Origin of the sequence: Ruminiclostridium cellobioparum subsp. termitidis CT1112, from assembly GCF_000350485.1 — a bacterium.
Classification (GTDB): domain Bacteria; phylum Bacillota; class Clostridia; order Acetivibrionales; family DSM-1351; genus Ruminiclostridium; species Ruminiclostridium termitidis.
Window position 1 is genome coordinate 137,799 of the sequence record NZ_AORV01000060.1, and the last position, 26,235, is coordinate 164,033.

At 42.1% G+C, this 26,235-nt stretch carries 19 protein-coding genes; 2 read left to right on the forward strand and 17 right to left on the reverse strand.

Going from position 1 to position 26,235, the window contains the following annotated elements:
- Window positions 1-36 precede the first annotated feature (36 nt).
- The 3 genes from CTER_RS21300 to CTER_RS21310 all read right to left on the reverse strand — a co-directional run bounded on the left by CTER_RS21300 (window position 37) and on the right by CTER_RS21310 (window position 4,065).
- The gene (locus CTER_RS21300) at window positions 37-1,707 is read right to left on the reverse strand and encodes an ABC transporter permease (protein ID WP_004629036.1); all 1,671 of its coding nucleotides are present in this window, start codon (window positions 1,705-1,707) and stop codon (window positions 37-39) included.
- Window positions 1,701-2,783 (reverse strand): ABC transporter ATP-binding protein, encoded by a 1,083-nt coding sequence (locus CTER_RS21305; protein ID WP_004629170.1) that lies wholly within the window; start codon window positions 2,781-2,783, stop codon window positions 1,701-1,703. The genes CTER_RS21300 and CTER_RS21305 overlap by 7 nt, the downstream gene beginning before the upstream one ends.
- Before the next feature lie 196 nt (window positions 2,784-2,979).
- Entirely contained in the window at window positions 2,980-4,065 is a 1,086-nt protein-coding gene (locus CTER_RS21310) for an ABC transporter substrate-binding protein (RefSeq protein ID WP_004629021.1), read from the reverse strand.
- Between the two features lie 206 nt (window positions 4,066-4,271).
- Here CTER_RS21310 and CTER_RS21315 point away from each other — a divergent pair, with 206 nt between their 5' ends.
- Window positions 4,272-5,684 (forward strand): phosphoglucomutase/phosphomannomutase family protein, encoded by a 1,413-nt coding sequence (locus tag CTER_RS21315; RefSeq protein WP_004629237.1) that lies wholly within the window; start codon window positions 4,272-4,274, stop codon window positions 5,682-5,684.
- Between the two features lie 106 nt (window positions 5,685-5,790).
- On the opposite strand, the gene CTER_RS21320 is transcribed toward CTER_RS21315, so the two are convergent.
- The 13 genes from CTER_RS21320 to CTER_RS21380 all read right to left on the reverse strand — a co-directional run bounded on the left by CTER_RS21320 (window position 5,791) and on the right by CTER_RS21380 (window position 24,255).
- On the reverse strand, window positions 5,791-8,121 hold the full coding sequence (locus CTER_RS21320; RefSeq protein ID WP_004629130.1) for a GH36-type glycosyl hydrolase domain-containing protein: 2,331 nt from the start codon (window positions 8,119-8,121) through the stop codon (window positions 5,791-5,793).
- Window positions 8,122-8,147: 26 nt separating this feature from the next.
- On the reverse strand, window positions 8,148-9,395 hold the full coding sequence (locus CTER_RS21325; RefSeq protein ID WP_004629167.1) for an alpha-L-fucosidase: 1,248 nt from the start codon (window positions 9,393-9,395) through the stop codon (window positions 8,148-8,150).
- The gene (locus tag CTER_RS21330; RefSeq protein WP_004629077.1) at window positions 9,388-10,656 is read right to left on the reverse strand and encodes a Gfo/Idh/MocA family protein; all 1,269 of its coding nucleotides are present in this window, start codon (window positions 10,654-10,656) and stop codon (window positions 9,388-9,390) included. The genes CTER_RS21325 and CTER_RS21330 overlap by 8 nt, the downstream gene beginning before the upstream one ends.
- 30 nt (window positions 10,657-10,686) lie before the next feature.
- Window positions 10,687-12,021: a carbohydrate ABC transporter permease gene (locus tag CTER_RS21335; RefSeq protein ID WP_004629046.1), complete on the reverse strand. Its 1,335-nt coding sequence runs from the start codon at window positions 12,019-12,021 to the stop codon at window positions 10,687-10,689.
- Window positions 12,022-12,036: 15 nt separating this feature from the next.
- Window positions 12,037-12,948 carry a carbohydrate ABC transporter permease gene (locus CTER_RS21340; protein ID WP_004629208.1) on the reverse strand — a complete coding sequence of 304 codons (912 nt, stop codon included), beginning with the start codon at window positions 12,946-12,948 and terminating at the stop codon, window positions 12,037-12,039.
- Between the two features lie 253 nt (window positions 12,949-13,201).
- Window positions 13,202-14,590 (reverse strand): extracellular solute-binding protein, encoded by a 1,389-nt coding sequence (locus CTER_RS21345; protein ID WP_004629009.1) that lies wholly within the window; start codon window positions 14,588-14,590, stop codon window positions 13,202-13,204.
- Between the two features lie 145 nt (window positions 14,591-14,735).
- Complete coding sequence (locus CTER_RS21350; RefSeq protein WP_004629181.1) at window positions 14,736-16,655, reverse strand: sensor histidine kinase; 1,920 nt, start codon at window positions 16,653-16,655, stop codon at window positions 14,736-14,738.
- A gap of 21 nt (window positions 16,656-16,676) precedes the next feature.
- On the reverse strand, window positions 16,677-18,263 hold the full coding sequence (locus CTER_RS21355) for a response regulator (protein WP_004629198.1): 1,587 nt from the start codon (window positions 18,261-18,263) through the stop codon (window positions 16,677-16,679).
- A 286-nt stretch (window positions 18,264-18,549) separates the two neighbouring features.
- Window positions 18,550-19,371, reverse strand: coding sequence for a CheR family methyltransferase (locus tag CTER_RS21360; RefSeq protein WP_040761811.1), 822 nt, complete (start codon window positions 19,369-19,371; stop codon window positions 18,550-18,552).
- Window positions 19,358-21,196 (reverse strand): methyl-accepting chemotaxis protein, encoded by a 1,839-nt coding sequence (locus CTER_RS21365; protein ID WP_004629232.1) that lies wholly within the window; start codon window positions 21,194-21,196, stop codon window positions 19,358-19,360. Before CTER_RS21365 ends, CTER_RS21360 begins: the two co-directional genes overlap by 14 nt.
- Window positions 21,197-21,291: 95 nt before the next feature.
- Window positions 21,292-21,795, reverse strand: coding sequence for a chemotaxis protein CheW (locus CTER_RS21370; RefSeq protein WP_004629090.1), 504 nt, complete (start codon window positions 21,793-21,795; stop codon window positions 21,292-21,294).
- Between the two features lie 12 nt (window positions 21,796-21,807).
- Window positions 21,808-23,835, reverse strand: a complete 2,028-nt coding sequence (locus CTER_RS21375; protein WP_004629015.1) for a chemotaxis protein CheA — start codon at window positions 23,833-23,835, stop codon at window positions 21,808-21,810.
- A gap of 54 nt (window positions 23,836-23,889) precedes the next feature.
- The gene (locus CTER_RS21380) at window positions 23,890-24,255 is read right to left on the reverse strand and encodes a response regulator (RefSeq protein WP_004629149.1); all 366 of its coding nucleotides are present in this window, start codon (window positions 24,253-24,255) and stop codon (window positions 23,890-23,892) included.
- Window positions 24,256-24,554: 299 nt separating this feature from the next.
- On the opposite strand from CTER_RS21380, the gene CTER_RS21385 reads away from it, so the two are divergent.
- Window positions 24,555-25,115 (forward strand): tyrosine-type recombinase/integrase, encoded by a 561-nt coding sequence (locus tag CTER_RS21385; RefSeq protein WP_004629112.1) that lies wholly within the window; start codon window positions 24,555-24,557, stop codon window positions 25,113-25,115.
- Between the two features lie 196 nt (window positions 25,116-25,311).
- Here the strand turns inward: CTER_RS21385 and rsmA are convergent, their stop codons facing one another.
- On the reverse strand, window positions 25,312-26,169 hold the full coding sequence (rsmA, locus tag CTER_RS21390) for a 16S rRNA (adenine(1518)-N(6)/adenine(1519)-N(6))-dimethyltransferase RsmA (protein WP_004629263.1): 858 nt from the start codon (window positions 26,167-26,169) through the stop codon (window positions 25,312-25,314).
- Window positions 26,170-26,235: the final 66 nt, after the last annotated feature.

The following is a 26,235-nucleotide window of genomic DNA, read 5'->3' on the forward strand; positions in this document are numbered from 1 at the left end:
AAATGATTACAACAAAGTTAACATAATTTGTGTATATTAAATTACGGAAACTTTTCCTTTACTTACCCAGTTAAACAATAAAAGGGACAGAATGGTGGTAATTGTCAAAATGGAAGCCAATGCCGCCGCAGTACCGAAGCTGGAACGTACAACTTCGGTGTATATTGCGACCGAAATTGTGGCTGTCTTACCGCTATACAGCATTATACTCGAACTCAGCTCATTTATTGTGGTTATCCAGCTCAAAATTGCACCTGACAAAACTCCCGGTGCCATCATGCGGGCAGTGATCTTGAAAAAGGTCTTCATGGGCGAAACCCCCAGATTGATGGAGGCTTCCTCTATACTTGGCTCAATCTGGTACAAAAGCGCACTACTGGACCTGATGGTATACGGCATTTTTCTGATAACGTAGGCTATTATCAGAATGGCAGCCGACCCGGACAATATGATCGGCGGCTTGTTGAAGGCTACCAGCATGCATATACCTAACACGGCACCCGGAATAACATATGGGAACATTATGAGCAGGTCGAGAAAGCTGTTGATCTTGCTTTTTCTCTTTACAATCAGGTATGACAGCAGCATGCCCGCTATTATTATTATTACGATGGCAATAATTGAGAATGTGAAAGTATTTGTTATGTTTTTTGATAACTTATAGAATATCTTTTCATAGCTCTCTAAACTAAAGCCTTTTACAAATATGGGGCCGCTTGTTTTTACAAAAGAGGTGATGACAACAACTATCTGGGGCAGAAAAGCAACAAACGCCACAAACATGCATATTGCAGTTAACAGAATTCGCTTTGCCATGGATAATTTTTCAATTATGGGAGGCCTCATGGCAGTCATTACGTAATTCTTCCTGGATATGACGTACTTCTGGATCAGAAGCACTGCAGTGGAGCAAAATACGATTACAACGCTGAGGGCTCCCGCCATGTTGGCATTGCCGCCCATTTCGCTCATATATTCCTCATATACCAGAACCGGAAGCACCTTATAACCTTCCCCGATAAGCATGGGTGTACCAAAGTCGGCCAGTGAGGACATGAATACCATTATGGCTCCTGCAGCCAGTGTTGGCATGATTACCGGTATTGTAACAGTAAATACCCTTCTCAGTTTGCTGGACCCCAGATTCTCGGCCGCCTCTTCCAGGGAACGGTCGATACTGGACATTGCCCCTGAAACATACAAATAAACGTAAGGGAACAATTTGAGGGTAAATACCATGATGATCCCTCCAAAGCCGTATATCGGGGGCATGGTAATCCCTATCTTTTCAAACAGATTTGTTATGAAGCCGTTCCTTCCCAGCAGCATTATCCAGGAGTAAGCTCCTATAAAAGGCGGAGACATCAGCGACATGATAATAAGGAGGTTGATAAGCTTCTTGCCGAAAACATTGAACCTCGAGGTGATATAGGCAAGTGGAACTCCCACCACCACAGATAAAACCGTTGTGAGGACAGACACCTTCAAGCTGTTTATCAGAGTGCGGTAATAATATGCCTTGGTAAAAAACGTCTTGTAAAACTTCATGGTGAATTCGCCTTCACTGTTGTAAAAGCTCCTGAATATTATTGCAAACAGCGGATATACCAGGAATATCAGCAATAGTATTATAAACAGGTATTTTGTGATATTCCAGAAGTTGAAATGATTTTTTATCTTTCCAGCAATGCTTTGCTCATTTACCATAGATAAGCCTCCGTCCCTTCCTGGTCAAACAGACTGATTTTTTCAGGGTCAAAGTCGAGCCTGATCCTGTCTCCTATAGCCCTTACAAAGTCAATGTCCTTGGTGTATTCATTGGCCTCCACCACCTGGCCGCCCGGAAGCTTGATTTCATAATTTGCAAAATCTCCAAGAAAGGTATACATCTGAATTTCTCCCGGAATGCCCCTGCCATCGGGACCGTTTATGATAAACTGTTCCGGCCTTATTGACAATACGGCGGTTTCCAGCTTTCTTTTCAATTTTACAGGATATTCCAGGCCGCCCTCGGCTTTTATAAACGTATTCATTTTATCGTCATATCTCACCTGGACATCCAGGAAGTTGGAAGTTCCAATGAAGCCTGCAACAAATGTATTCCGGGGCCTTTTATATATATCGGCCGGCGTATCCAGCTGCATGATTTTTCCCGACTTCATTATGGCTATTCTGTCCGATATGGCAAGTGCCTCTTCCTGGTCATGGGTAACATATACCGTTGTTATCCCCAGATCCTTCTGCAGCTTCTTGATTATGGTTCTCATCTGGACTCTGAGCTTTGCATCCAGGTTTGAGAGCGGCTCATCCATCAGCAGAACTCCCGGCTTTATGACAATGGCACGTGCCAGTGCAACGCGCTGCTGCTGTCCCCCCGACAGCTCGGACGGCTTCCTGTCCTTTAAATTCTTGATTTGAACCAGATCAAGGGCCTCCATGACTTTTACCTCTATCTGGTCTTTCGGAACCTTGCGGGCCTTAAGCCCATATGCCACATTATCATATACCGTCATGTGGGGAAATATGGCATAATTTTGGAATACCATTCCTATATCCCTTTTATGAGCCTCTATCTGATTAATTACTTTATCTCCGAAATAAATTTCACCGTCGTCAATTGAATTAAACCCTGCGATCATCCTCAGCAAAGTTGTCTTTCCGCAGCCTGACGGACCAAGCAGGGTAAAAAATTCACCCTCACGGATTTCACAGGATATTTTGTCTACTGCAACAAAATCACCATACTTCTTGACTACATTACAAACCTTAACACTGTGGCTCATCCACTCAACCCCTTTTCTCGCAAAGCCCGGCATTCTGTAACATCTAAAACGTATATTGTCCGGAGACGGAGGTTACAGACTACTGGACAGCTATATATTGTACAGGCGCCTTCCAGCTTCTGAAAGGTGCCTGCACGAACTGATTTCCGATTATTTAATGTATTTATCCAAAAACCGTATTACTTCATATTGAAGTTTATCCCACTATTATCTCTTTCCACTTCTCCAGGATATTCACCTTTTCCGAGGAAGCCCAGTTAAAATCATAGTCCACGAATTTTATATCCTTTATTGCAGGAAGGCCTTCGGGAGCTTCCGTATCAGTTCTAACCGACCTTCGGGAGAAGTCATTTGACATCATTGTCTGGCATTCCTTTCCAAGGACGAAATTAACGAAGATCTCTGCATTTTCCTTGTTTTTGCCGCCCTTTACTATTGCGATTCCATCAGGAACAGCCGAAGTACCTTCCGACGGATAAATGATACCAACATCGGCACCGGCTTGAACATATTTGATGGCTTCCTTCTCAAGAGTCAGGCCAACACTGTACTCACCATCGGACACTTTTTTATATACATCGCCGGAGGAACTCAAAATCTTTCCATCCAGATTGCCAACAAACTGTTTTACAAAATCCCAGCCCTTTCCGTCGTCTTTTCCGAAGGCGGTGAGCATAGTGCACAGTATGGTGTAAGAAGATCCGGACTTTGCAGGATCAGCGCAGGCAATTTTACCCTTTAGCTTTGCACTTGTCAGGTCGGCCCAGCCTTTCGGAACATCGGCCTCGCTTACAAGCTTCTTATTATACATGATTACCATCGGAAGGGGTGATTCACCTGTCCAGAGGTTATCCTTGCTTACATACTGCGGATCTATACTGCTTAAATCTGCGGGTTTGAAGGTGTCGAAATATTTGCTGTATGCGGCCAGTGAATCGGCTCCGCCGCCCCAGAATACATCACACAGGGGATTGCCGCTTTCTGCTTCTATTCTTTTAAGTAATTCACCTGTTCCGGCAGCTACAAGATCCACCGTGATGCCCGTCTTTTCCTGGAATTCCTTAATACCTGCATTTAAAGGATCTGCCGGGTGCGGAGAATAAACTGTGACAGTTTTTGAACCACCGGCTTTTGCAGTTGAGCTCTCGCTTGAAGCTACAGAAGTACTGGCTGCTGCCTGGGAACTTTCAGAGGAACTTCCGCCGGAATTTCCACAACCAGCCACTGCCCCCATGATCATAATTGCAGCTAACATGGAACTGAGAATTTTTTTCATTTTCATTTTTCTTCCTCCCGATTTTTTATTGAATATCTACAAAAATATTATTGCATCTTAGCTTTTTTTATACAATGTGACGATTCTGAACTTTTGTTGAGAATACTTGCATGTTGTTCAGATTTGCTGCCGATTCCTTGAAAAATGGCGCTGCGGGTGTTAGAATACAGCCATAAACGGTATTTACGGAAGGATTAATTGGAGGTATTACTATGATAAAATTTGGAACAGGCGGTTTTCGTGCAATAATAGCCGAAGATTTTACCCGGGAAAATCTCGAGCTCATATCGCTTGCACTTGTAAGAATAATCAAACGCGATATGAAGCAATCTTTACCTGTGGTTATTGGATATGACCGGAGATTTTTATCGGATCTGGCTTCTAAATGGATGGCCTGCGTATTTGCAGCCGAGGGCATTAAAGTTAACCTTATAGACTATGATGCTCCAACGCCGCTTATAATGTACGAGGTCATGAAGGAAAATGCCGCATACGGCATGGCTGTCACCGCAAGTCACAATCCGGCACAATACAATGGAGTAAAAGTGTTCACCTCAGGCGGCAGAGATGCCACAGAAACAGTCACAAATGATATTGAGGCCCAGATCGCTCTTATATCAAAGGCCGATATCCGCAGCATGGAATATTCCAGAGCAATTGCCTCAGGTCTGATAATCGCTATAAACCCCCAGAACAGTTATATTGACAGCATACTTAAAATAATTGATTACGAAGCAATTAAGAATAAGAACTTGAAGATCCTGCTTGATCCCATGTACGGTGTCAGTAAAACCACCCTCCAGACAATCCTGCTCACCTGCCGCTGCCAGGTGGATGTCATACATGACCGGCATGACACACTGTTTGGAGGAAGGCTCCCCTCCCCCAACAGTTCGACGCTGTACCACCTGTCCCAGCTGGTTGTTCAGGGCGGTTACGACATGGGCATAGCAACAGACGGAGATGCCGACAGAATTGGTCTGATCGACTCCAGCGGCACTTTTATACATCCCAATGACATCCTGGTGCTGCTGTATTTTTATCTGCATGAATTCAAAGGCTGGAAGGGAGATGTTGTAAGAAACATTGCGACAACCCACTGCCTCGACCGGATGGCAGCCGCATTTGGAGAAAAGTGTCACGAGGTGCCGGTGGGCTTCAAGCATATTTCCTCCAAAATGATGGAAACTGATGCCCTTATCGGGGGAGAATCCTCGGGAGGCCTGACGGTCAGGGGGCACATACAGGGCAAGGACGGTGTTTATGCCGGATCACTTTTAGTTGAAATGATGAGTGTAATCGGAAAGCCTTTGAATGAAATTTTGAAGGACATACACACTAAATACGGAAGTTTCTTTATGGATGAATTTGACTGTCTGATGACCGGTGAACGCAAATTGGATCTGTCAAATCTCCTGTTCCGGGAAAAACAGATTCCGGAATTCCCATGGGCTATAGATAAAATTTCATACCTTGACGGCTGCAAGATATATTTCAAAGACGGTGGTTGGGTCATCTGCCGTTTTTCGGGAACCGAACCTGTTCTGAGAATTTTCAGTGAAATGCCGTCCCTGGAGGACGCCAAAAGTGTAATAAATATATTCCGCAGCTTTCTTCAGCTTTAGAATAATAGTCATGCCTTGGTTTCAACCTCAGCTAAAACCCTTCTGCGCAGTCGGACAGGAGGCTGCCCGTTAATTGAGCAGCCTCCCTTCCAGTGCATTGTAATATTTATATCTCCGCATATACCTGTACCAGAGTTTTTCCCTTTAAATAAGCAGCCGGAATCGTATTGTCCTCCATCACATTACCGTCAACAGTCAGATTTTTAACTCTTCCAGCACTGCCGCAGGTATTCTTTACCGTAATGATAACCTTTACATTTCTGAACATTCTTTCGGCCTTAAACCCATCCCACTCCTTAGGTATGCAGGGATCAATAACGAGGCCGTCATAATCAGGGCGTATTCCCAGTATATATTGAGATGCCGCAAGAAACATCCATGCCGCAGTTCCTGTAAGCCATGAATTTGTGCCTGCCCCAAACTCCGGGTGCTGTTTTCCGAATATATGCGATGCATAGACGTAAGGTTCAATGCGGCAAAGCTCGGAAATCTCATTTCTTCTGCAGGGCAATGCAGCACTATAATATTCAAAAGCGTGCTCATTTCTTCCAAGCAAGACTTCGGCAATAACAGCCCAGGCATTTGTATGATAGAAAATTCCGCCGTTTTCCTTTGTTCCCGCAGCACAGGGCATATAGGCCTTTTTTTCAACATCATAAAAATCAGCAGCAGGATAATGGATGAGCAAACCAAACTCTGTCATTAAATTTTCATGGACGGCATCCAGCGCCGAATGAGCCTGTTCTTCGGTTGGAAGTCTGCTCATGACGGCCCAGGTTTGCGGATTCAGAAAAATTCTATTGTACTCGTCATCAGCTGTTCCGTACTTTTCACCATAGCTGTTAAAGGCTCTTAAGAACCATTTGCCGTCCCAGATGGTATCAAGCTTTGATTCGCAGTAAGCATATATTTCCGATGCCCATTTCTCCTTTTCAATATATCCGTATTGCCTGTATAAAAGCAGCAGTTCATATACTGCATGAGCCAGCTGGAAAAATACGAATATGCTCTCCGAGCCGCCCTTTTTATTGATTGAAGCCAACGTATCATTCCAGTCGCTGAGCAGCAGCAGCGGTATGCCATGTTCTCCAGAATTGTCCACGGTGAATTTCACAGCATTCTCCATATGCTCCAGAACCGTGCCATCTCCCCCGTCATAATAGGGTACCCTTTCATTCAGAAATTCCCTGTCCCCTGTTTCCCTTATATAAGTACAGACCGAAAAGACAGACCACAGGTGATCATCGGAACGTCCTCCTCCGCAGGCTTTCCTGTCTGCGGGGTACAGTACCGACATGGCATCTCCTTTTTTAAATTGTATGCTCAGAAGATCTTTAATTCTGGCTTTAACCTTATCAGGAATTGCATGCACAACTCCCAATATATCCTGCATACTGTCCCTGAATCCCAATCCCCTGTCTATCCCGCGCTCATACAGGGAAATAAATCTGGACCAGTCAAAGGTAGTTTTGCATTGATACTGGTTCCAGATGTTCAGCATAATATTTACATTCTCATCTGGAGTACTGAAGCTGGCATGGGATAAGAAGTTATCCCAGTATGCCCGTAAATCGGCAAAGTCCTTTTCGATTTGCTGTTCATCAAGATTCTCCCTGCCTTTTTGCACTGCAGTTTCCTTATTTTCTGAAAAACCCAGAACCACAACGAAAGTCTTTTCCTCCCCGGACTCCAAATTTACAGGACAGCACATAGCTCCAACTGCGTTATCGGAAGATACCGGGGAATTTGAACACTTTCCGTTTTCAAGTGCAATAGGATTGCTCTCGGAACGGTATGTCCCGATGAATTTTTCCAGACTGCAGTCATAGCCCTCAACTCCGGCATTTGTGCCTATGTATGGATAAAAAGCTTCAGCCGTCATGGACTCAAATACAATGAATCCATCCTTAAAATCAGCATTAAACAGCATCCTGGGCCAATCACACATCAGATCCAGAGAAGCCGTATGATAACTGAATTCCACATAAGTAAAGGCTTTCAGGCTCAGTTCCTTTCCGGAATTATTCTTTATTCGGACTTTCCAGACTTCATGGTCTTTCCCAACCGGTACAAAATACGTGATCTGTGTTTCAATTCCGCCGTATGAACTGCTTATGGCCGTATACCCCAGACCGTGGCGGCATTCATAGGAATCCGGTGTTTTCATTACAGGCTGCCAGGTAGGCGACCAGTATTCCCCCGTTTTCATATCTTTAAGATAAATATATCTGCCGGGCCTGTCTGCAGGCAGGTTATTATACTTGTATCTTGTTATCCTCTTTGAATTCGGATCCTTGTAATAACTCATTCCTCCGGCACTGTTGGAGATAAAACCTCCGTACTCCCCGTTTCCAAGGAAGTTTATCCAGGGAGTAGGAGTATCCGGTCTGGTTATTACATATTCTCTGTTTTGGTTATCAAAATATCCGTAATGCACAGTCTCTCTCCCACCTTTATAAATTGTTAAAGATCAACTTCGGTATGGTAAACCGAAAAACTCCTTATCAGAGGCTGGTTTTCACAGCTCAGTACAGTAAGCCTGACCCTTGAGGTCATTATCCTGCTAAAATGATTTATCTTCCTATGTCCTACTGAAGTACCCCTTGCCAGCTCAATCCATTTTCCTCTTTGCTCGGCTTCCAATTTATATTCTTTTATACGTTCCCCCTCTGATATCTCTTCCATAATTACCGCATGGTCGATATAAGCTGGCTCCTCCAGCGTCAATTCCAGACTTTTTCCCGGTCCTTCAACGGTTTTTACAGGCTTTGAGAAACGCTTTCTGATCTCATCACCGAATTCCAGCAGCCTTTTAATATCTGTTTCGGGGAATAAACCGTTTCTGTCCGGAGATACGTTTAGCAGCAAATTGGTACCTCTTCCTACAGATTTATAATATATATCCATAAGTTCCTCAAGTGAAAGAAGGCTTCCTTCATCATCCGGATGCCAGAACCAGTGCTTCTTTCTTATGGGAACGTCGCATTCAGCGGGTACCCACTTCGGTGTATCAGGCAGCCAGGTTAGCATATCCTCTGTAAACATACTGGCTCTGGCTTCACTTGCCGTATTCCGGCAGGTCTCGGGTGCAAGGCCGTCCTCGTTTCCCACCCAGCGTATAGTGGGGCGTCCCATGTTGAATATCATTGCATCGGGCTGATATTCAGTCACAGTATCGCATATCTTCTTCCAGTCATACTGACGCCCCTCGGAACCCGCTCCGTCAAACCAGAGCTCTATCAGAGGGCCATAGCCTGTTAACAGCTCTTTAAGCTGTTCCAGATAAAATTGGTCATAAGCGGCCTTATTTTCATAACAGGGTTCATGCCTGTCCCAGGGTGACAGGTAAATGCCGAAATGTATTCCCTCCTGACGGCAGGCTTCTGCACACTCCCTCACAACATCCCCTTTCCCGTTCCTCCATGTAACCGATTTTACCGAATAATCAGTTGTTTTTGTGGGCCACAAGCAAAATCCGTCATGATGCTTTGCAGTTAAAATCAAATATTTGAAACCTGCTTTTTTGGCAGTCCGGGCCCACTGCAAACAATCCATGGAAGTTGGATGGAAGGCATCCGGGTCGTCGGTGCCGTCCCCCCACTCTTTGCCGTTGAAGGTATTTATTCCGAAGTGACAAAAAAGCCCCAGCTCCAGGTCCTGCCAGTTCCTTTGCTGCTTTGTGGGTTTTGCTGCTTCATCAGGCTTATTCATGGCGGCCTCCGTTTCTGAGTTCCCGGGTGTATTCCTCCATATGGATTACCCGTTTTTCAATTCTGGATTTCTCGGCTGCAAATGCCAGGAGGTGGCTTTGGACTGAAATTCCGGAGGATGTGAGCCGGTCTTCCTCTCCTGTCTGCATGAGTTTTACGAAATTACTCATAATCCCCTCGTCTCCTCCCCCATGCCCTGAAGCACCAGGGTTAAGACAGATTTTAGTTTTTGCACCATCGGCAAACCTGGTGATCTCAATTTCATTTTTTTCCATGGCACCCCTTATTTCACCTCTGGTACCCATAATTTTAATTGTTCTGCTTACTTCATTTGTAAAGGCACACATTGTAAACGATACTGTAACGCTATTTTTGAATTCCATTGCTACTATCTGATGGTCAACCACATCATTATCGCAGCGGTACACGCACCTTCCGTAAGGACCGTCCCTAAGAGCAGCAGTGAGTGCTTCCGCACTGGTATCACTGCTGATTACCGATGCGGGAAACCCTGTATTTCCGTTTATATATATCCTGGGTGCATAAAACGGGCACTCCTCACGCTGAGGACATCCGTCAAGACAGCGGGCGGGAGCATCACCAGGGGCATTTTCCTCCCTGAAATGGGTCAATTCTCCGAAAGATGCCACACTACTGCATTCCGAATCTGCCAGCCATAAAAGTATATCCAGGTCGTGGCAGGATTTTGCAAGAATCATTGGACTTGACTCCCTGGAATTCCTCCAGCTGCCCCGCACATAGCTGTGTGCCTGATGCCAGTATCCCACATTTTCATTGTGTTGTATTGATATGAGCCTGCCTATTTGACCTTCGTCCAATATCTTTTTTAATGTTGAAAAAAAAGGAGTAAACCTCAGAACATGGCATACCGAAACCATCCGGCCATACTTCTGTGAATGCTCATCTATCGCCAAACATTCCAATGCATTATTTGACATGGGCTTCTCCAGCAAAACATGGTATCCCGCCTCCAATGCCCTTATTGCCGGCCCTGTATGCATATTATCCTGGGTACAGACCAAAACGGCATCTGCTGCCTTCGGAGACGACAGCAATTCCTCCCAGGTGGGATAACACATGTTTTCCGGGATTCCATGAAGCCTTGCGAAAGCTTCCCTTTTATTTTTATCAGGCTCTGCAACAGCAGCAACTCTGAGCTCCTCAGGATGAGAAAGCGCATAAGCGGCATATATACTGCCTCTCTGCCCGGCTCCTATCAATGCGATGCTTACTTTTTTCATATATACCTCCATACTACAAAATTCTTTATTTTAACCTTTTATGCCAGAGGACATGATACTTGTTTTGATCTGCTTTGAGAAAACAGCTGTGATTATCAGAACAGGCAGGATTGTCACTACAGAAAGTCCCATCATCATATTCTGCCGTACCTGGGATGTCTTGGAAATCGTATATATGGCCACGTTAAGTGTCCAAAGTTCGGGCTTGTTTGCCACCAGGAAGTACCAGAAGAAATCGCCCCAGGCTCCTACGAAGGTTTGAAGGGCAATCAAAGTTATAATAGGCTTGGACATGGGAATACATATTTTCAGAAAAGTATTGAGTTCTCCCGAACCGTCCATTCTTGCAGCATCGAAATATGCATTGGGAATCCTGTCAAAAAAGCCTTTAAAAAGATAAATATAGAATGGATAGGGATAAAGCCAGGTAATCAGCATTCCGCCGTAGTTATTATACATTCCCCAGCTTTTGACCAGTATGAGCTGCGGTATCATAATACATACAAAAGGTATCATCAAAGTAACAAGAAAATATAGAAGTACCTTGTCGGAGGTTTTTTTACTCAATAATTTAGACAAAGGATATGCAGTAATGGAGCATATGACCACTTCGCAAACTATGGCAAATACCAGTGTGATCACAGTATTGAACATAAATGCAAAAAAACTGTATTTCTGGATGCTTGGAATATTTTTATACATATACACCGGTGTAAGATAATAGTACTTGTAGTTTTCCAGCAGGAGAATACTGTTGTAAGCCGCTATGGTGCCCTTGAAATCACCTTCGGTATTATATGTGGTCTTGAGATATTCCCCCATTTGGCCGGAGTAACTGTTTTTTCCCAGCTCCATAGTATCATAAACCCTGTCCAGACCATTAATATCAAAGCTATAGCCCAATGCCTCCGCTGATTCCAAATATTTGCCGTTTGCAAGCAGGACTTTTGAGGAAACCCTTGCCTTGGTATATGTTCCGAACTGCAGCTGGAGCCTGAGCATTAAACCGTGAGCCCTTGAATAAAATACTGTTTTGCCGTCCATGGTGCCGTAAAATTTGACTTCACTTATAGTCTCCCTGTTCAATTCATATATGGTGGAATACATTGCAAGGGTCGAATCCTTCAGCAGAGTATCCTTTAACTCATCCTCAGATTGATTTTCCAGTTTTGAATAATCCATAACTATGGATATGCTTGTTCCTTCTCTGGGAATCAGCCTTGGAGGGTAGGAATATATTTCGCTGTCGTCCTGCAGAGATAAACTCACGATATAAAACAACGGGAATATAATAATTAATAAAAATATAGTGCTTAAAAAATATGCTATGATTTTAAGTCTTTTTTCGGAAATGTTTTTAGCCATTTCATCTGCCTCCCTTTATTCCGATTCCTGGTTATTCAGCTTCAACTGTATAAATGTTATTACCGCTATAATCATCATCAGTGTCATGGCTGCGGCACTGCCCAGGCCATAATCGTAATTCCTTGTGTAGTAGTGGTAAATAAACAGCGGAAGTGATGTTGACGCCCCGGCCGGTGCTCCGTCTGTGAACTGGAAAGGAAGGTCCAGCAGCTGCAGAGCCGTCATGGTAGTTAAAACAAATTGAATCAATATAAGAAACTTGATGTTGGGCAGAATAATGTAGAACATTCTTCTAAAGCCGGTACAGCCGTCCAGCATTGAGGCTTCCTTGACATCCTCCGATATGCCGAGGATTGCCGCCAGATATAATAATACCGAAAACCCGCCGCCTATAATTCCGGGGAAAATAATGCAGAACTTGACCCACCGTGCATCTGACAGCCATGGTATGGGATCGGCTCCAAAAAACTTTACCAGGTAGTTTGCCACTCCGAATTCAGGTTCCCATATCCACTTCCACAGGGTTATATTTATTGTCAGCGGAATAACTGCCGGAAGAATATAAAAAGTTGAAAAGAAGCCTCTTAGCTTGATTATTTCTCCTAAAAACAGTGCCTGAATTATGGGTATGAAAAAATTCAATGCCACGATCAGAACCAGATATACAAAGGTATTCCTCCAGGCTTGCCAATAATCTGTATTCCTGAACAGCTCTCCGAATTTTTCAAAACCCACGAACTTACCCGGAGGGTTTGCAACGTCATACTGATAAAAGGACAATTTAAGCCCCTGAAATATTGTGTAATATCTCAGCACAAAGGTGGATAACAATCCCGGCAGCAGGAACAGCCACGGTATTACCGCCTTTTTTACCCGGTAAATATGCAGATGCCTGTGGGTAGTAATAACAGAACTTGATGTTTTCATTTTAAGCTCCATTTCTGCTTTGTGCAAAATGAATTTGCCCAAAACAGACACAAAAATTTCAATGAAATTTTTTATGGGCTTAAATTCAATTTATCGCACGTGCCATTTATTTTTTAGTGCCTAAAAAATAGGCACTTGTGCATTAGTTTTCCAGAAACTTTTTCAGTTTCTTTCAAACTAAACCTCGCTATTTTTAAAGAGGCACCTGTTAAGTGCCTCTTTTGTATGTTTGCAATATTAATTACAAGAGGGATTAATTTTTAGATTCCTTGACGGATTTATTGAATTCTTCTACAGCTTTAGCGGCTTTATCCTGATATTCCTGGAATACTTTAGTTATGTCTGAATTTGTATCACCAAAGATTTTTGCAACCATATCGTCTGCGAAAGAACCAACTGCGCCTTTTCCATAGAATTCAGGCTTGCTTATGAGATTTGATGCATCCATTACTGCCTGCATTTCAGCATCAATTTCACCGATATCAGAAACCTTCACATCGGTTCTGGCCAGAATTGCTGCTCCTAAAGGACCTTTTGCGGCCTGTTCCTTAAGTGTATTTATTAATTCATTTTTTGAATTTGCATACATTATATAGGTCCAGCCTGCATTTGCAATATCCATATCACTGGTGGCAGGCAGCACCCAGGCATTGGCACCGGCCTGTGTATAGGCATTTCCGCTTGGGCCTTTCGGAAATGCGAAATATCCTATTTCCTCAGCCTTTGCACCGGCATCTACAAATTTTGCAAGAGTACCTGCATTTATGCTGTCATAAATGATTGCTGATTTTCCCATTGCAAAATCCTTTGTCAAAGCTTCAAGATTTTTTGTTCCGTCAGATTGTATTACTTTTTCTTTTTTGAGAGTTCTGTAGAATTCGGCCGCCTTTATTGCTGCCGGATCTGTAAATGTCAAAGTGAGCGTTCCGTCTGAATTCTGTTTGGTCAAATCTCCGCCTGCTCCCCATACCCAGGTTTCAAAATGCCAGCAGCCCCATTGTATTGCATCAAGGCCAAAGCCGTACTGTTGTTTTGCAGGATTTGTGAGTTTTTTGGCAGTTTCAAGGAATTCATCCCAGGTTGCAGGAGTTGAAGTTACTCCTGCTTCTTCAAACAATCTTTTGTTGTAGTAGAAACCCATGACATATTTATCGTAGGGTACCGCATAGTGCTTGCCGTTTACCGCAAAAGATTCCACCTGTGTCTTTTCGAAGTTTGAAAAATCCGGAGTTTTAGCTATAAAATCATCAATAGGCAGACATGCATTCCTATATATGTAGGACATTACGGTAGGATAGCCCATTTGTATGGCCGCAGGAGCATTTCCCGCTGCAATGGCTGCTATTATGGCATCAGTGCCGTTATCCGGTGTTTCAACTATGTTCAGTTTAATATGCGGATTATCCTTCTGGAAACTCTGCTGCATGGCAAGTGTTGCTTCTGCTGTATTTGCAGCCTGCTGCCATAAGGTTATGGTTATATCCTTTTCAGGTTCAGCTGCAGGAGCCGAAGCAGAAGCTGCCGAAGTCTGTGCTGCAGCTGTGGAACCGGCACTTTCAGCAGTACCGCTTCCGCCGCATCCTGAAAGCAATCCCGTACAAAGCGCTGCCGATAAGATAATACTTAAAAATCTTTTACACATTTAATGATTTCCCCCTTTATTTTTAACTACTTTCCAGATCAATTATATGAAGAAACCCAACGTGCTCAAAAGGCCGTATATTTGTAAAAGGTGCGTGAATTCAATCTCTTTTTTAAAAATATTATTATGTAAACCAATTTTATAATCAACCTTTAATATATGGGATATGAATAATGACAGAAGTATATCTTCCTTCCTCACTAACGACTTTTAGTCCGTATTCCTGTCCAAAAGAAAGTCTGATTCTCTCATTGACATTCTTGAGTCCGATTCCGCCCTCGGAAGTACTGCTGCTGGAAATGAGCCTGCCGTTGATCAGATCCACCTGTTCCTGCGGCATGCCCACTCCGTTATCGGTAATTTCTATCAATATATCCGCATCTGAAGCACTGATTTTTATGTTGATTTCACCTGGCCGGCCATTACTTCTGAGTCCATATTTTACCGCATTTTCAACAATGGGCTGAAAAGTGAGTTTTGTTATCCTGCTGTTCAAAAGCTCCTCATCAGACAGGTCCAGTATAATGGCAAATTCCAGCTCTTTCTTGAGCTTGAGCACCTTTTCATAGGCATACAGATGCTCTATTTCCTCCCGTATCTCCACCAGCCTGTTGGTATTTATGGTATTAAATCTTAAAAATTTGGAAAATGACGCAATCATACTGCTGATAGGGCCTTCCCCATCTTCGGCAAACATTGCGTTCCACCTGATAATATTTAAAGTATTGTACATAAAATGAGGTTTGATCTGCATCTGCAGTGCATCCAATTCAGCTTCCTTGCGTCTGATCTCTTCATTCTTTCTCGACACCTCGGAATCAATGAGATTTCCCAGCAGGTTTTTTATACGTACAATCATGGCATTGAATCTGTCTCCGAGAACCCCGATTTCATCTCTCTGTTCGTCATGATAGACAAGCTCAAGATTATTTTCACCGACCCTCTCCATTGTTTTCTTAAGACGCCTGAGCGGAATGGAAATACTTGACGTGACGACATAAGATATTACAAGCGCACAAAATATGCATATTATTGTTACCTCTATAATAAGGCTTCTGACATTGTAAACACCGCTGAGTATTTTTTTCCTTTCGGCCATATATACAATGGTCATGTCTGTCTTTTCAGATGTCCGGAAAACCAGTATATAATCCTTGTTCTGGATTTTCCTCACCAGGCTGCCTTCTTTAATAGCAGCTATTTCATTCATTATATCTGCTCCGGGCATTTTATTCACTGCATACACGCCGTTTAAAACACTCACCGTTCCGCCTTTTCCGGACATGAATACTATTTCATTTTCATCATACATGTTCTCCAGGTCGATCATGTCCTTGAATATTTTAACGGGAACATTAATAATAATTACTCCCAATTGTCCGCTCTGATTCAGCTGAGGGTCGGGAATTGACTGGAAAAGCGTGATATATCCGCCCAAATATGATTTTCTGAAAGGCTCTACGAGGTATATGTCCTTTTCCTTCGAACTGTTGCTCCAGACCAGAGAGCCGTCTGAATTTACCGCATTGAGATAATCCTGTCTTTTTACATATTCCTCAATCTTTTCAATGGATGCACCTCTTTTTGTGCCTTTGTAATCAATTTGGACAAACTGGTCATAATCGCTGGCAATCTGCAGATTATTTATATCCTGCTGCAAAGAGGACTCAAAAAGGATATTTCCTATTTTAATTTTACAATCCTGGTATTTTTTCATAGCCTCGGGGTCAGAAGCTTTATTATCTTTGAGAGATTTGCATTCTGTTAATAAATTTCTGAGCTGTGTATTTGAAAAGACACTGAGGGCAAGTTTCTCATAAGGCTTCAGCTTTTCATCGGCAGTTTTCTCGATATTGCTCAATATCAGTCTGGTACTGCTTGAAATATTCTTATCCATCTCACGGGTGCTTATGTTGAAGGAATAATAGCCAATTACCATATTGGGTATTATGATGATAATGAGAAAAGCTAATATCAGCCTCTTGTATATGCTGAATTTCCTCAATATATTTAAAATTCCTGCATATATCTTCTTTAATTTCTGGTTCATCCCTTTTCTTTTCATCGGACTTCCCCTTATGAGAAATTATTGTTTCAACCCCTTGCTTTGCTTCCTGAAATCCTTTGGCGTGATTCCCGTTATTTCTTTAAACACCCTGCCAAAATGCTTGGGACTGTCATAGCCCACCATTTCACAAACATCGTACATTCGGAGCGATAAATCCTGAAGCAGCTTTTTTGACTGTTCTATCCGCACTTTCATAATATATTCGGAAAAATTCTCACCCGTTTTTTCCTTAAAGAGCTTGCTGAGATAGGTAGGGTGCATATATACCACATCGGAGAGCTTCTGCAGGGATAGATTTTCATTGTAGTGTTCATTGATATACCTGAGCACGCTTTCGATAGCCAGCCCAAGGGGCTTTTCCCTGACTGTATGCAAACCTGATATGGTTTTTCTTAAATATGAGGAGATGAACTTTTTAATTTCCTCGTAATTGTCTATTTTTAAAAGTGTTCCAATTACATTGTGATCGGATTGGGCGGTTTGAACCTCCCGGCTGTCGTATTTTCCTAAAAATCTGTTTATGCTCAATAAAATTTCAATGCACGCCTCAAGAAGGACTCCTCTGTCATACATGTTTTCGGTATACAGTTCCGATATTATGTTAAGAATATGTTCCTCGAAGGCTTCCTCGTTATCATGCAGGAGGTGTTCCTGTATGCTTTCTTCAAGATTTGCCGGCACAACCGGCTTTCCGGTAATGAACCTTGATATGCTTTTATAAAAAAGCAGGCTGCTTTTGTTTATATACCTGTAATCCAGAGCCTTTCCGGCTTCCCTGTACGAATGAGAGAGCATTCCCACAGTATTGTAGATGCCTCCCACACCAAGGTACAGGTTTATTGATTTAACTATATCTATAGTCAGTATTAACTTTTTAAGTATGCTTTCCAATTTGGTCAAATCCTTTGGATAAAAAATAACCGATATTTCGCTTATATTGTTTTCAAAGGCATAGGCTTTTCCGTAGCTCTCAAAATAATTCGCTATCTCACCGGTCAATGCAGACTTAAAACTGTCATAATCACCATGCTCCAGGTTCTTATGGCTTTTTTCATTCAGAACTAAAAATCTGATTATGCAAAAACTTTCATCCGTGAGATCAATATCTATTTCATAGGCTTTTTTATGAATGTATTCCGGATTTTGTATGACTCCTCCTGCAATATTATTCAGAAACTGCATCCTCAGTATCTTCATAAATTCAACCTGCTTTTGCTTGGCCAGGATGTCCTCATGAAGGCTCACTTTCAGCTTTTCAAATATACTCTTGAGTTCATTAAAATCCACAGGCTTCATCAGATAATCAAAAGCTCCCAGCCGCAGTGCTTCCTTTGCATATTGGAATTCGCTGTGACCGCTTAAAATGACGGTTTTTATGTTCGGATTGATTTCCAGGGCATCTTTTATGAGTTCAAGCCCATTTTTGCCGGGCATAACTATATCGGTAAGCACCACATCCACGTACTCCGTTTCTATGATTCCAACAGCTTCGGCTGCAGAGTGGGCCGAACCTATGACATTATATCCAAGTTCCTTCCAGTTTACAAACCGGCTTAAACCTTCTATATCTATTTGATCATCGTCTACAATTAAAATATTGAACATCTGATATTCCCTCCGGCTACACCCTGGATAAAACTTTGAGATATAATTCTGTGACATTTTACTGCCGAATCATTATAGCAAATATTATGGTATACCTATTCTACAATATTAATTTAATTCCTTTGGTTATTAATCCCATTTAAATTTTACATGGGTAATTTAGGGAGTCACTCGTATATTCCATTGAAAACTTTTAATATCAAATTAAAAGGCAACCCGTTAACTCTTTGGGTTGCCTTGCTCTGTTTTTATAAAAATTTTTGAAGAAGTATATTTTTCCAGGATATTATTTTCTGTACACTGCCGGCATGACACACCTGTACTTTGAATCCTCTCTGTTCAGGGATTCGGAGTGACCTATAAAAAGGTAACCGCCTTCCTCGGTACTCTCATAAAACTTATTCACCAGTTCGCGCTTCGTCTCATTATCAAAATATATCATCACATTCCTGCAGAATATAACATGAAACTTTCTCTTAAAGGGAAAATAGCTGGTCATTAAGTTAAATCTTCTGAAAATGACTTCCTTTCTTATTTTGTCACAAACTTTAAAAGACTCCCCGCTTTGAACAGTAAAATATTTTTTTCTCCAGGCTTCCGGCAGACTGTTTACGGTCTCTCTGCCATAAATACCGGCAGCAGCTCTGTCCAGAACTTTTGTGGATATGTCGGTGGCAAGGATACTGGTATCCCAATTACTTTTTAAAGCCCCGAAGTAATCACCGATTATCATGGCCAGAGTATAGGGTTCCTCTCCCGTAGAACAGCCTGCACTCCAGATACCCATATCCTTCTTTTTGTCACAGACCCTTTCAAGCTGAGGCAATACATGATCTCTGAAGAAATCAAAATGCTGATTTTCACGCATGAAATACGTATGATTTGTTGTGAGCCTGTCAATCATTGCAGCAGCAGACCTGCCGGTTTTATCGGCTCTTATGTGATTCATGTAATCGGTAAAACTGGAAAAGTTATTTTCTGCAAGATAATTTATTAACCTTCCCGAAACCAGTGATTTTTTATGTATAAGATTTACCCCATAGTTTTGCCTTACATAATCAACCAAATCGATGAATTCTTCTTCTGTCATTTGCCTAATACTTACCATAGTCATTGTCGTCAAGGGATATTTTGGGTTTTGCGGCGGCGGCTTCCTCCTCTGGTGTATACGGAGTTTCCTTGCTCTTTTTCCGTTCAAGCATACCCTCTATTGTGCGGAGCATATCCGGTGTAAGCACATCGTTGGCGGTTAATGCGGCTTTAGCTTTTTTCAGTTTGAATCGTGATACCGACTCCTTAAGCATGTCGGCCTGACCGGAAAGCTCTTCACTGGCAGCCGCACACTCTTCGGCGGTAGCCGAATTTGTCTGGACAACCTGAGCGACCTGCTCGATAGCCGAATTGATCTGGGATATACCTGTGGCCTGTTCATTTGATGCCACTGCGATATCTCCCACAAGCGCTGCTGCTTTTGCCACACCTCCGACAATTTCGTCCAATGCCGCTGCCGTCTCATTGGCGATCTTTGTACCTATTTCAACCTTCTTAATAGAGCCCTCTATCATTTCGGTGGTTTCTTTTGCTGCATTGGCACTTCTTGCGGCAAGATTTCTTACCTCTTCGGCAACCACTGCAAAACCCTTTCCGTGCTGCCCGGCCCTTGCGGCTTCCACTGCTGCATTCAGCGCAAGTATATTTGTCTGGAAAGCTATTTCGTCAATTACCTTTATTATCTTTGATATATTTGCAGAAGACTCATTGATTTCGGCCATTGCCTTTACCATCTCCTGCATCTGGGAGTTGCCCCTGGCCGCATTATCCTTGGCCGATACGGCAAGTTCATTTGCAAGTCCGGCATTCTGGGCATTTTGTCTTGTCTGGGCAGCCACCTGGGTTATTGAGGAAGTAATCTCTTCCACCGAGCTTGCCTGTTCAGTAGAGCCCTGTGACAGCATCTGGCTTGATGAGGACACCTGTCTGGCCCCCAATGCCACCTGCTCCGAAGCAAAATTAATATTGCTCAGCACCTCATTATTCGTTTCGATCATCTCACTCAGCTTCCTGCCGAGCAGATCCTTATCCGATCTCACTTTTACATCGATGGTCAGATCACCTGCTGCCATCCGCTCTACAATCAGGGCCTGGCTCCGTATGTTTTCCACCATTTTGGAGAAGGACAGCATAAGAGTTCCTATTTCATCCTTTGTATCGGCCTGTACGCTTACTTCAACATCTCCCAGAGATAGCCTGTCAGCCGCAACAACCATATTTTTTATAGGATTGCTGATGAGCCTTGATATGATCATTCCCAGGCCTATGGCTAAAAACATTCCGACAGCGATAAATATTATCATCATCACAATAGCTGTTTGTGCTGCACCATCGTTGCTTTGGGATTTTTTGCTGGCACCGTCTACCTTTAGATTGAACAGGTTGTCATAGTTGGCCTGAATAGCCTTATTCAAGCTGTCTCCCTTTGTTTTGGTGAGCTCATGAGCTTCATCATTTTTACCTGCCAGGGCCAGATCGGTAACCTGCTTGCTGTACGGAAGGAATTCTTCATCTATAGTTTTTACAAGCGAGTCATATTCGGTTCTCACCTGACTGTCCACAATGGTTTTCCCGAAACTGTCCAGCGCAGTCTGCATTTCATCCTGAAACTGACTGATTTTGGTCATATTCTCATTCATTGATTGAGCATCTTTATTTATTATGACATTGAGCATATTGAGTCTGATTCTCTGGTATTTTTCATTTGCGGTGGCCAGTTCTGTTATGGGTACCGTATTTACTTCATACAGCTCGGTATCTGCATTATTTATCTGAACAATGTTAATGACACCCACAACGCCTACGATGCCTGCTATCAATGCCACAATAACAAAGCCTGTAATAAGCTTTGCCGCTATTTTCATATTTTTGAACCAATTCATATAAAGCCTCCCTTGAGATATGTATTTTAATTTAAATAAACCAATTTAAATAACCGGATAGATTGCTGTCAATAATTCCACCGGCAAAACAATAACTACACCTGCACCATACTTCCCAGCAATTCAGTCTCATCCTCACTCAGTATCTTTCCGCAGTCCAGGAGCAGTTTTACTTCATTCCCGAGTTTTCCTATCCCCTTGACATATTTGTTATTAAAGCCGGTTTTGGAATTGGGAGGCGGCATAATATCCTCATCATCAATGGAAGCTACCTCGGATACCGTGTCGACGATGAGCCCTATGGAAGTTTCATTTATATCGATCACTATTATGCAGGTTCTGTCGGTGTAATCCAGAGGTTCTTTTTTAAACCTGAGTCTTACATCCATTACCGGAATTATTTTGCCTCTGAGATTAATAATGCCCTTCAAATAATCCGGCAGCTCCGGCACCTGTGTTATGGGCTGTATTCCGATTATCTCGGTTACATATTTTATTTCTATCCCGTAATCCTCCTTTCCCAATGTAAATGTCAGAAACCTTCCTTTTTGAGTGTCTTCATTTTCAATTTGCAAATTATCTTCCAATATCGAAGCCATGTTGGTCTCCTTTCATCGTTTACTGTTGATCAGACTTGCTATATCAATTATCAGGCTGATGCTTCCGTCACCCAATAATGTACATCCTGAAATTCCCTGAACCTGTTTGATATATTGCGGCAACGCTTTTACCACCACCTGCTGTTCGCCTATAAGACTATCAACGAAGACACATACACTTTCATTTTCGCTTTCCACCAATATCAAGATGCCCTCTTCAAGTTTACCGGTACCGGCTTTCACATTAAAAATCCTATGTAACCTTAATATTGGATAGCATTGACCCCGGATCATAATCATTTCATTTTTGTCAGGATCACATATCACATCGTTCTGGCGGATTTTAAGCGATTCACGTATGGAAACGGTAGGGATGGTATAGGTAGCCGGTCCGACTCTTACCGTCATTCCGTCCATAATGGCCAGAGTCAGCGGAATTTTTATGGAGAATGTGGTGCCTGTGCCGGGATTACTGTCGATCTGGACTGTTCCTCCGACTTTATCGATGTTTTTTTGGACAACATCCATTCCAACTCCACGGCCTGAGAACTCAGTTACCTCCTCTTTTGTCGAAAATCCCGGCAGCAGTATGATTGAATAGATCTCCTTATCGGTCATATCACTTGCAGGCCTTTGAAGGATATTATTTTCAATGGCTTTCCGGATAATTCCCTCCTTGTCCAGCCCCCTTCCGTCGTCCTTCAGGATTATCCAAACATCCCCGCCGGAGTTCTTTGCTTCAAGAGTGATTTTTCCTATTTCACCCTTTCCGGCCAATATTCTTTCCTCCCTGGTTTCAATTCCGTGATCAATCGCATTGCGGATAAGGTGAATCAATGGATCTGATATATGTTCGATAATGTTTTTATCAACCTCTGTCTCTTCTCCGGTTATTTCGAAAACAATATCCTTTTCCAGCTTTTTGCTCATATCCCTGACTATCCTGTTCATTTTCTGAAATGTAGTGGAAAGGGGAACCATCCTCATAGACATGACTATATCCTGCAGCTCTCCGGTTATCTTTTTCAGATGTCTGGCAGCTTTTTTGAAGCCTTCCAGTTCAAGCCCCTTCAGCTCCGGGTTCTGGGTAACCATGGATTCGGATATGACCAACTCTCCTACCACATCCATTAATTTATTCATTTTTTGAATATTAACACTTATGAAATTTTGTTTTGACAGATTTACCAGCTTATCTGCCTCGGCAGGCTCCCCGGAATTCTTCCCGGTACTGTCCTCCTCCATGCCTGGCAGGCAAATTTCAGTTTCCTCTGAGCTCTCACGATCTGCGTGTACAGGTTCACATTCAATAGTGAGCTCCCTCAGGAACATGGTTTCTTCCAGAAACTGCCTTACCTCACTTTCGGGCAGCCGGCAGCAGAACCGCACTGTAAGTCCTTTAGCACGGATTTCTTTATTGCAGCTGTCCTTATCCAAAATCTCCTCCGGCAAGTGGCTGATCCCATAAGCCACCTGCTGAAGTGTATGAATAACTGCAAATGCTCTCATACTCTCCATTTCGCAGTCTTCCTCAAAGGTTATGACAGCTTTATAGGCATAATTGTGTATGCCGGGGTTGTTGTCAGGCTCACCGGCTTCATGTGCAGAACGGTTTATTTCTTCTCCCGTCCGGGAAGTTTTTAAATCAGATAGGAAATTGGTAAGCAGGTGGATTATATTTGATGGATCTTTATAGGACTCTTCCTTATTTTTGATTTTTACTACCTCGCTCCCAATAAAATCGATGACCTTCAGCATGATGTCGGTGAGGTACATGTAATCAACCTGCGGAGGTTTGTTCTCTCTCAAATGAAAAAATACATCTTCAACAGAATGTGCCAGCAGGGAAATATTATTAAAACACATCATTGCAGAAGAGCCCTTGATAGTGTGCATAATCCGGAATATTTCATTTATCTGGCTTTCAAGTCCGTTTTTCTTTTCACTGTAAAGAATTATCTGTTCAAGTTGTTCAATAAGCTGGGAAGTTTCAAATACAAATATTTCCTGCATTGGCTCAGTATTTATATAGTCCGACAAAATAGCCACCCCGTAATATAAATTTTGTATCGAATAATGATTACCGGATTATTTTCATGTGCTGCTGTGAAATTTACTGAGAGCTTTTATTATGCTTTCCTCTTTGAAAGGTTTTACAATAAAGCCGGTAGCCCCTACCATAACAGCTTCCTTGATGTGACTTTCCTGTCCCAGTGCCGATATCATGACTATTTTGCTGCCCGGACTGATTGCTTTTATTGCTTTAACGGCTTCAATCCCGTCCATTTCAGGCATTGTTATATCCATTGTTACAAGGTCCGGTGACAATTCCTTGTATTTCTGAACTGCTATCCTGCCATTTTCAGCCTCACCGACTACCGTAAAACCATTTCTTTCAAGTATCAGCTTTAAAGCCTGTCTCATAAAGACCGCATCATCAACTACCAACACTTTTAGCATCCAATCACATCCTTGTTTGTAAATATAAATAATATATAAAATCTTTTGTAAATTTATTGACATAATATCTTCATCAACCATGTAACAATATTATTATTATGTTACATTTTTTTAAAGTATATAAGGCATACTATTACTGTAATTACACTGACGCCCAGCTATAAAATATATTAAACCTGCAAAAAATAAATGTATCAATTTATGCATAATATGCTATAATAATTACATTATTTATTGACACAAATCTACATTTCACGACATTTGTCTGCCAAACGAATCTGACCTCGGAGGAAATCACCATGACAGTAGAACCCATACGGGATAAAGCAAAAATTAAGCAAATTTATTATTTTTTAAATGGAAAGGACCCCAAATATGGCCTTTTATTTAAGTTTGGATTGAATACCGGACTAAGGATCAGTGATATTCTAGCGGTAAAAGTAAAGGATATACTGAATGAAAAAGGTGAATACAGAGACTACCTGATATTAAAAGAAATGAAAACGGGAAAGGAAAAGAAGATAAAGTTAAATGATGCCTTGCGTAAAAATATTAATTCGTATCTTAAAAATTCCAGCATAAAGTATGATTCCTATTTGTTTTCAAGCCAAAAAGGCGGATATATCGGGCGGATTCAGGCTTACAGGGTTTTAAAGGAAGCGGCCATGTTCTGCAATGTTGAAAATTTCGGCACTCACAGCTTGAGAAAAACCTGGGGGTACTGGACATATAACATGTCAAAATATAATGTCGGTTTAATAATGGATACTTTCAACCATAGTTCCCAGAGCATTACCTTGCGTTATATCGGGATCAATCAGGATCAGAAAGATGAGCTTTATTCATTGGTGCAGTTCTGAAGTTCGGTCAGATTTAAATTTAAAATTAATGTAGAAATTGGAAATATTATAGTGTATAATGACAAATAAGGTCGAATGTAACATAATAATAAAATTGTTACGTTAATATTTTCTATGATATAGAATTAATGCCAATTATGATTTTTTTAAGCATAATTGGCATTTTATATTTGTCTTTTATTTAGTTTATAGCCGCTTAACGTCCCAACAGGTTTGACAGCTCTCCGAACTGCTGTACCGAGAGCACTTCGCCCCTTATATTGTCCTTTAAGCCCATACTCTCGATTATTTGCCTTAATTGCTCCTTATCCTTTCTAAGGAAGCCTGCATTGGCAAGTCCGTTTACAAGAGTCTTTCTTCTCTGCCCGAAGGAGGCCCTGACCAGTTTGAAATACAGATCTTTATCGTCAACCCTGACTGAAGGCTCTTTCAATATATCCAGCCTGATAATTGTAGAATGTACCTCGGGCTGCGGAATAAAACAATGGGGCGGTACATCAAATATTATTGCAGGCTTGCAGTAAAACTGCACTGCAACCGACAGTGCCCCGTAATCCTTTGTACCCGGCCCGGAAACCATTCTTTGCGCAACTTCCTTTTGCACCATAAACACCATTCCGTCTATTCCTTTGACCTCTTCCAGAAATCTCATGATTATGGGAGTGGTAATATAATACGGAAGATTGGCAACTACCCTTACCGACTTTGAATTATATTTATTCTTGTATTCCGATATTATGTCATCGATATTTGCCTTCATAACATCATTGTTAATTATGTCTATATTTGAAAACTCACTTAAGTTGTCATTGAGAGCAGGTATCAGATGTTTATCAATTTCTATGGCCACAACTCCGGCCGCCCTCCCGGCAAGTTCCCTTGTCATGCTGCCGATTCCCGGCCCGATCTCCAGAACCAGCGTATCCTTATCAAGATCAGCGGCATCAACTATTTTCCTTACGACGTTATCATCATTCAGAAAGTTCTGTCCGAGGGACTTGGTCAACCTCAGGTTATGCTTTTTAATAACGTCCAGTGTATTGTTTTTAGTCATTACTTCTCCTTCAAAAAATAAATTTTAATAATATTATATCCTATAAATTTGTTATTTGAAGGCTAT

What these genes read in the sequence shown, in the direction of transcription:
- CTER_RS21300 (WP_004629036.1), bottom strand. Translation starts at nt 1,707, where the DNA reads ATGGTAAATGAGCAAAGCATTGCTGGAAAGATAAAAAATCATTTCAAC.
- rsmA (WP_004629263.1), bottom strand. Translation starts at nt 26,169, where the DNA reads ATGACTAAAAACAATACACTGGACGTTATTAAAAAGCATAACCTGAGG.
- CTER_RS21365 (WP_004629232.1), bottom strand. Translation starts at nt 21,196, where the DNA reads ATGAATTGGTTCAAAAATATGAAAATAGCGGCAAAGCTTATTACAGGC.
- CTER_RS21380 (WP_004629149.1), bottom strand. Translation starts at nt 24,255, where the DNA reads ATGCTAAAAGTGTTGGTAGTTGATGATGCGGTCTTTATGAGACAGGCT.
- CTER_RS21360 (WP_040761811.1), bottom strand. Translation starts at nt 19,371, where the DNA reads ATGGTAAGTATTAGGCAAATGACAGAAGAAGAATTCATCGATTTGGTT.
- CTER_RS21325 (WP_004629167.1), bottom strand. Translation starts at nt 9,395, where the DNA reads ATGAATAAGCCTGATGAAGCAGCAAAACCCACAAAGCAGCAAAGGAAC.
- CTER_RS21340 (WP_004629208.1), bottom strand. Translation starts at nt 12,948, where the DNA reads ATGAAAACATCAAGTTCTGTTATTACTACCCACAGGCATCTGCATATT.
- CTER_RS21370 (WP_004629090.1), bottom strand. Translation starts at nt 21,795, where the DNA reads ATGGCTTCGATATTGGAAGATAATTTGCAAATTGAAAATGAAGACACT.
- CTER_RS21385 (WP_004629112.1), top strand. Translation starts at nt 24,555, where the DNA reads ATGACAGTAGAACCCATACGGGATAAAGCAAAAATTAAGCAAATTTAT.
- CTER_RS21345 (WP_004629009.1), bottom strand. Translation starts at nt 14,590, where the DNA reads ATGTGTAAAAGATTTTTAAGTATTATCTTATCGGCAGCGCTTTGTACG.
- CTER_RS21335 (WP_004629046.1), bottom strand. Translation starts at nt 12,021, where the DNA reads ATGGCTAAAAACATTTCCGAAAAAAGACTTAAAATCATAGCATATTTT.
- CTER_RS21315 (WP_004629237.1), top strand. Translation starts at nt 4,272, where the DNA reads ATGATAAAATTTGGAACAGGCGGTTTTCGTGCAATAATAGCCGAAGAT.
- CTER_RS21350 (WP_004629181.1), bottom strand. Translation starts at nt 16,655, where the DNA reads ATGAAAAGAAAAGGGATGAACCAGAAATTAAAGAAGATATATGCAGGA.
- CTER_RS21355 (WP_004629198.1), bottom strand. Translation starts at nt 18,263, where the DNA reads ATGTTCAATATTTTAATTGTAGACGATGATCAAATAGATATAGAAGGT.
- CTER_RS21330 (WP_004629077.1), bottom strand. Translation starts at nt 10,656, where the DNA reads ATGAAAAAAGTAAGCATCGCATTGATAGGAGCCGGGCAGAGAGGCAGT.
- CTER_RS21310 (WP_004629021.1), bottom strand. Translation starts at nt 4,065, where the DNA reads ATGAAAATGAAAAAAATTCTCAGTTCCATGTTAGCTGCAATTATGATC.
- CTER_RS21305 (WP_004629170.1), bottom strand. Translation starts at nt 2,783, where the DNA reads ATGAGCCACAGTGTTAAGGTTTGTAATGTAGTCAAGAAGTATGGTGAT.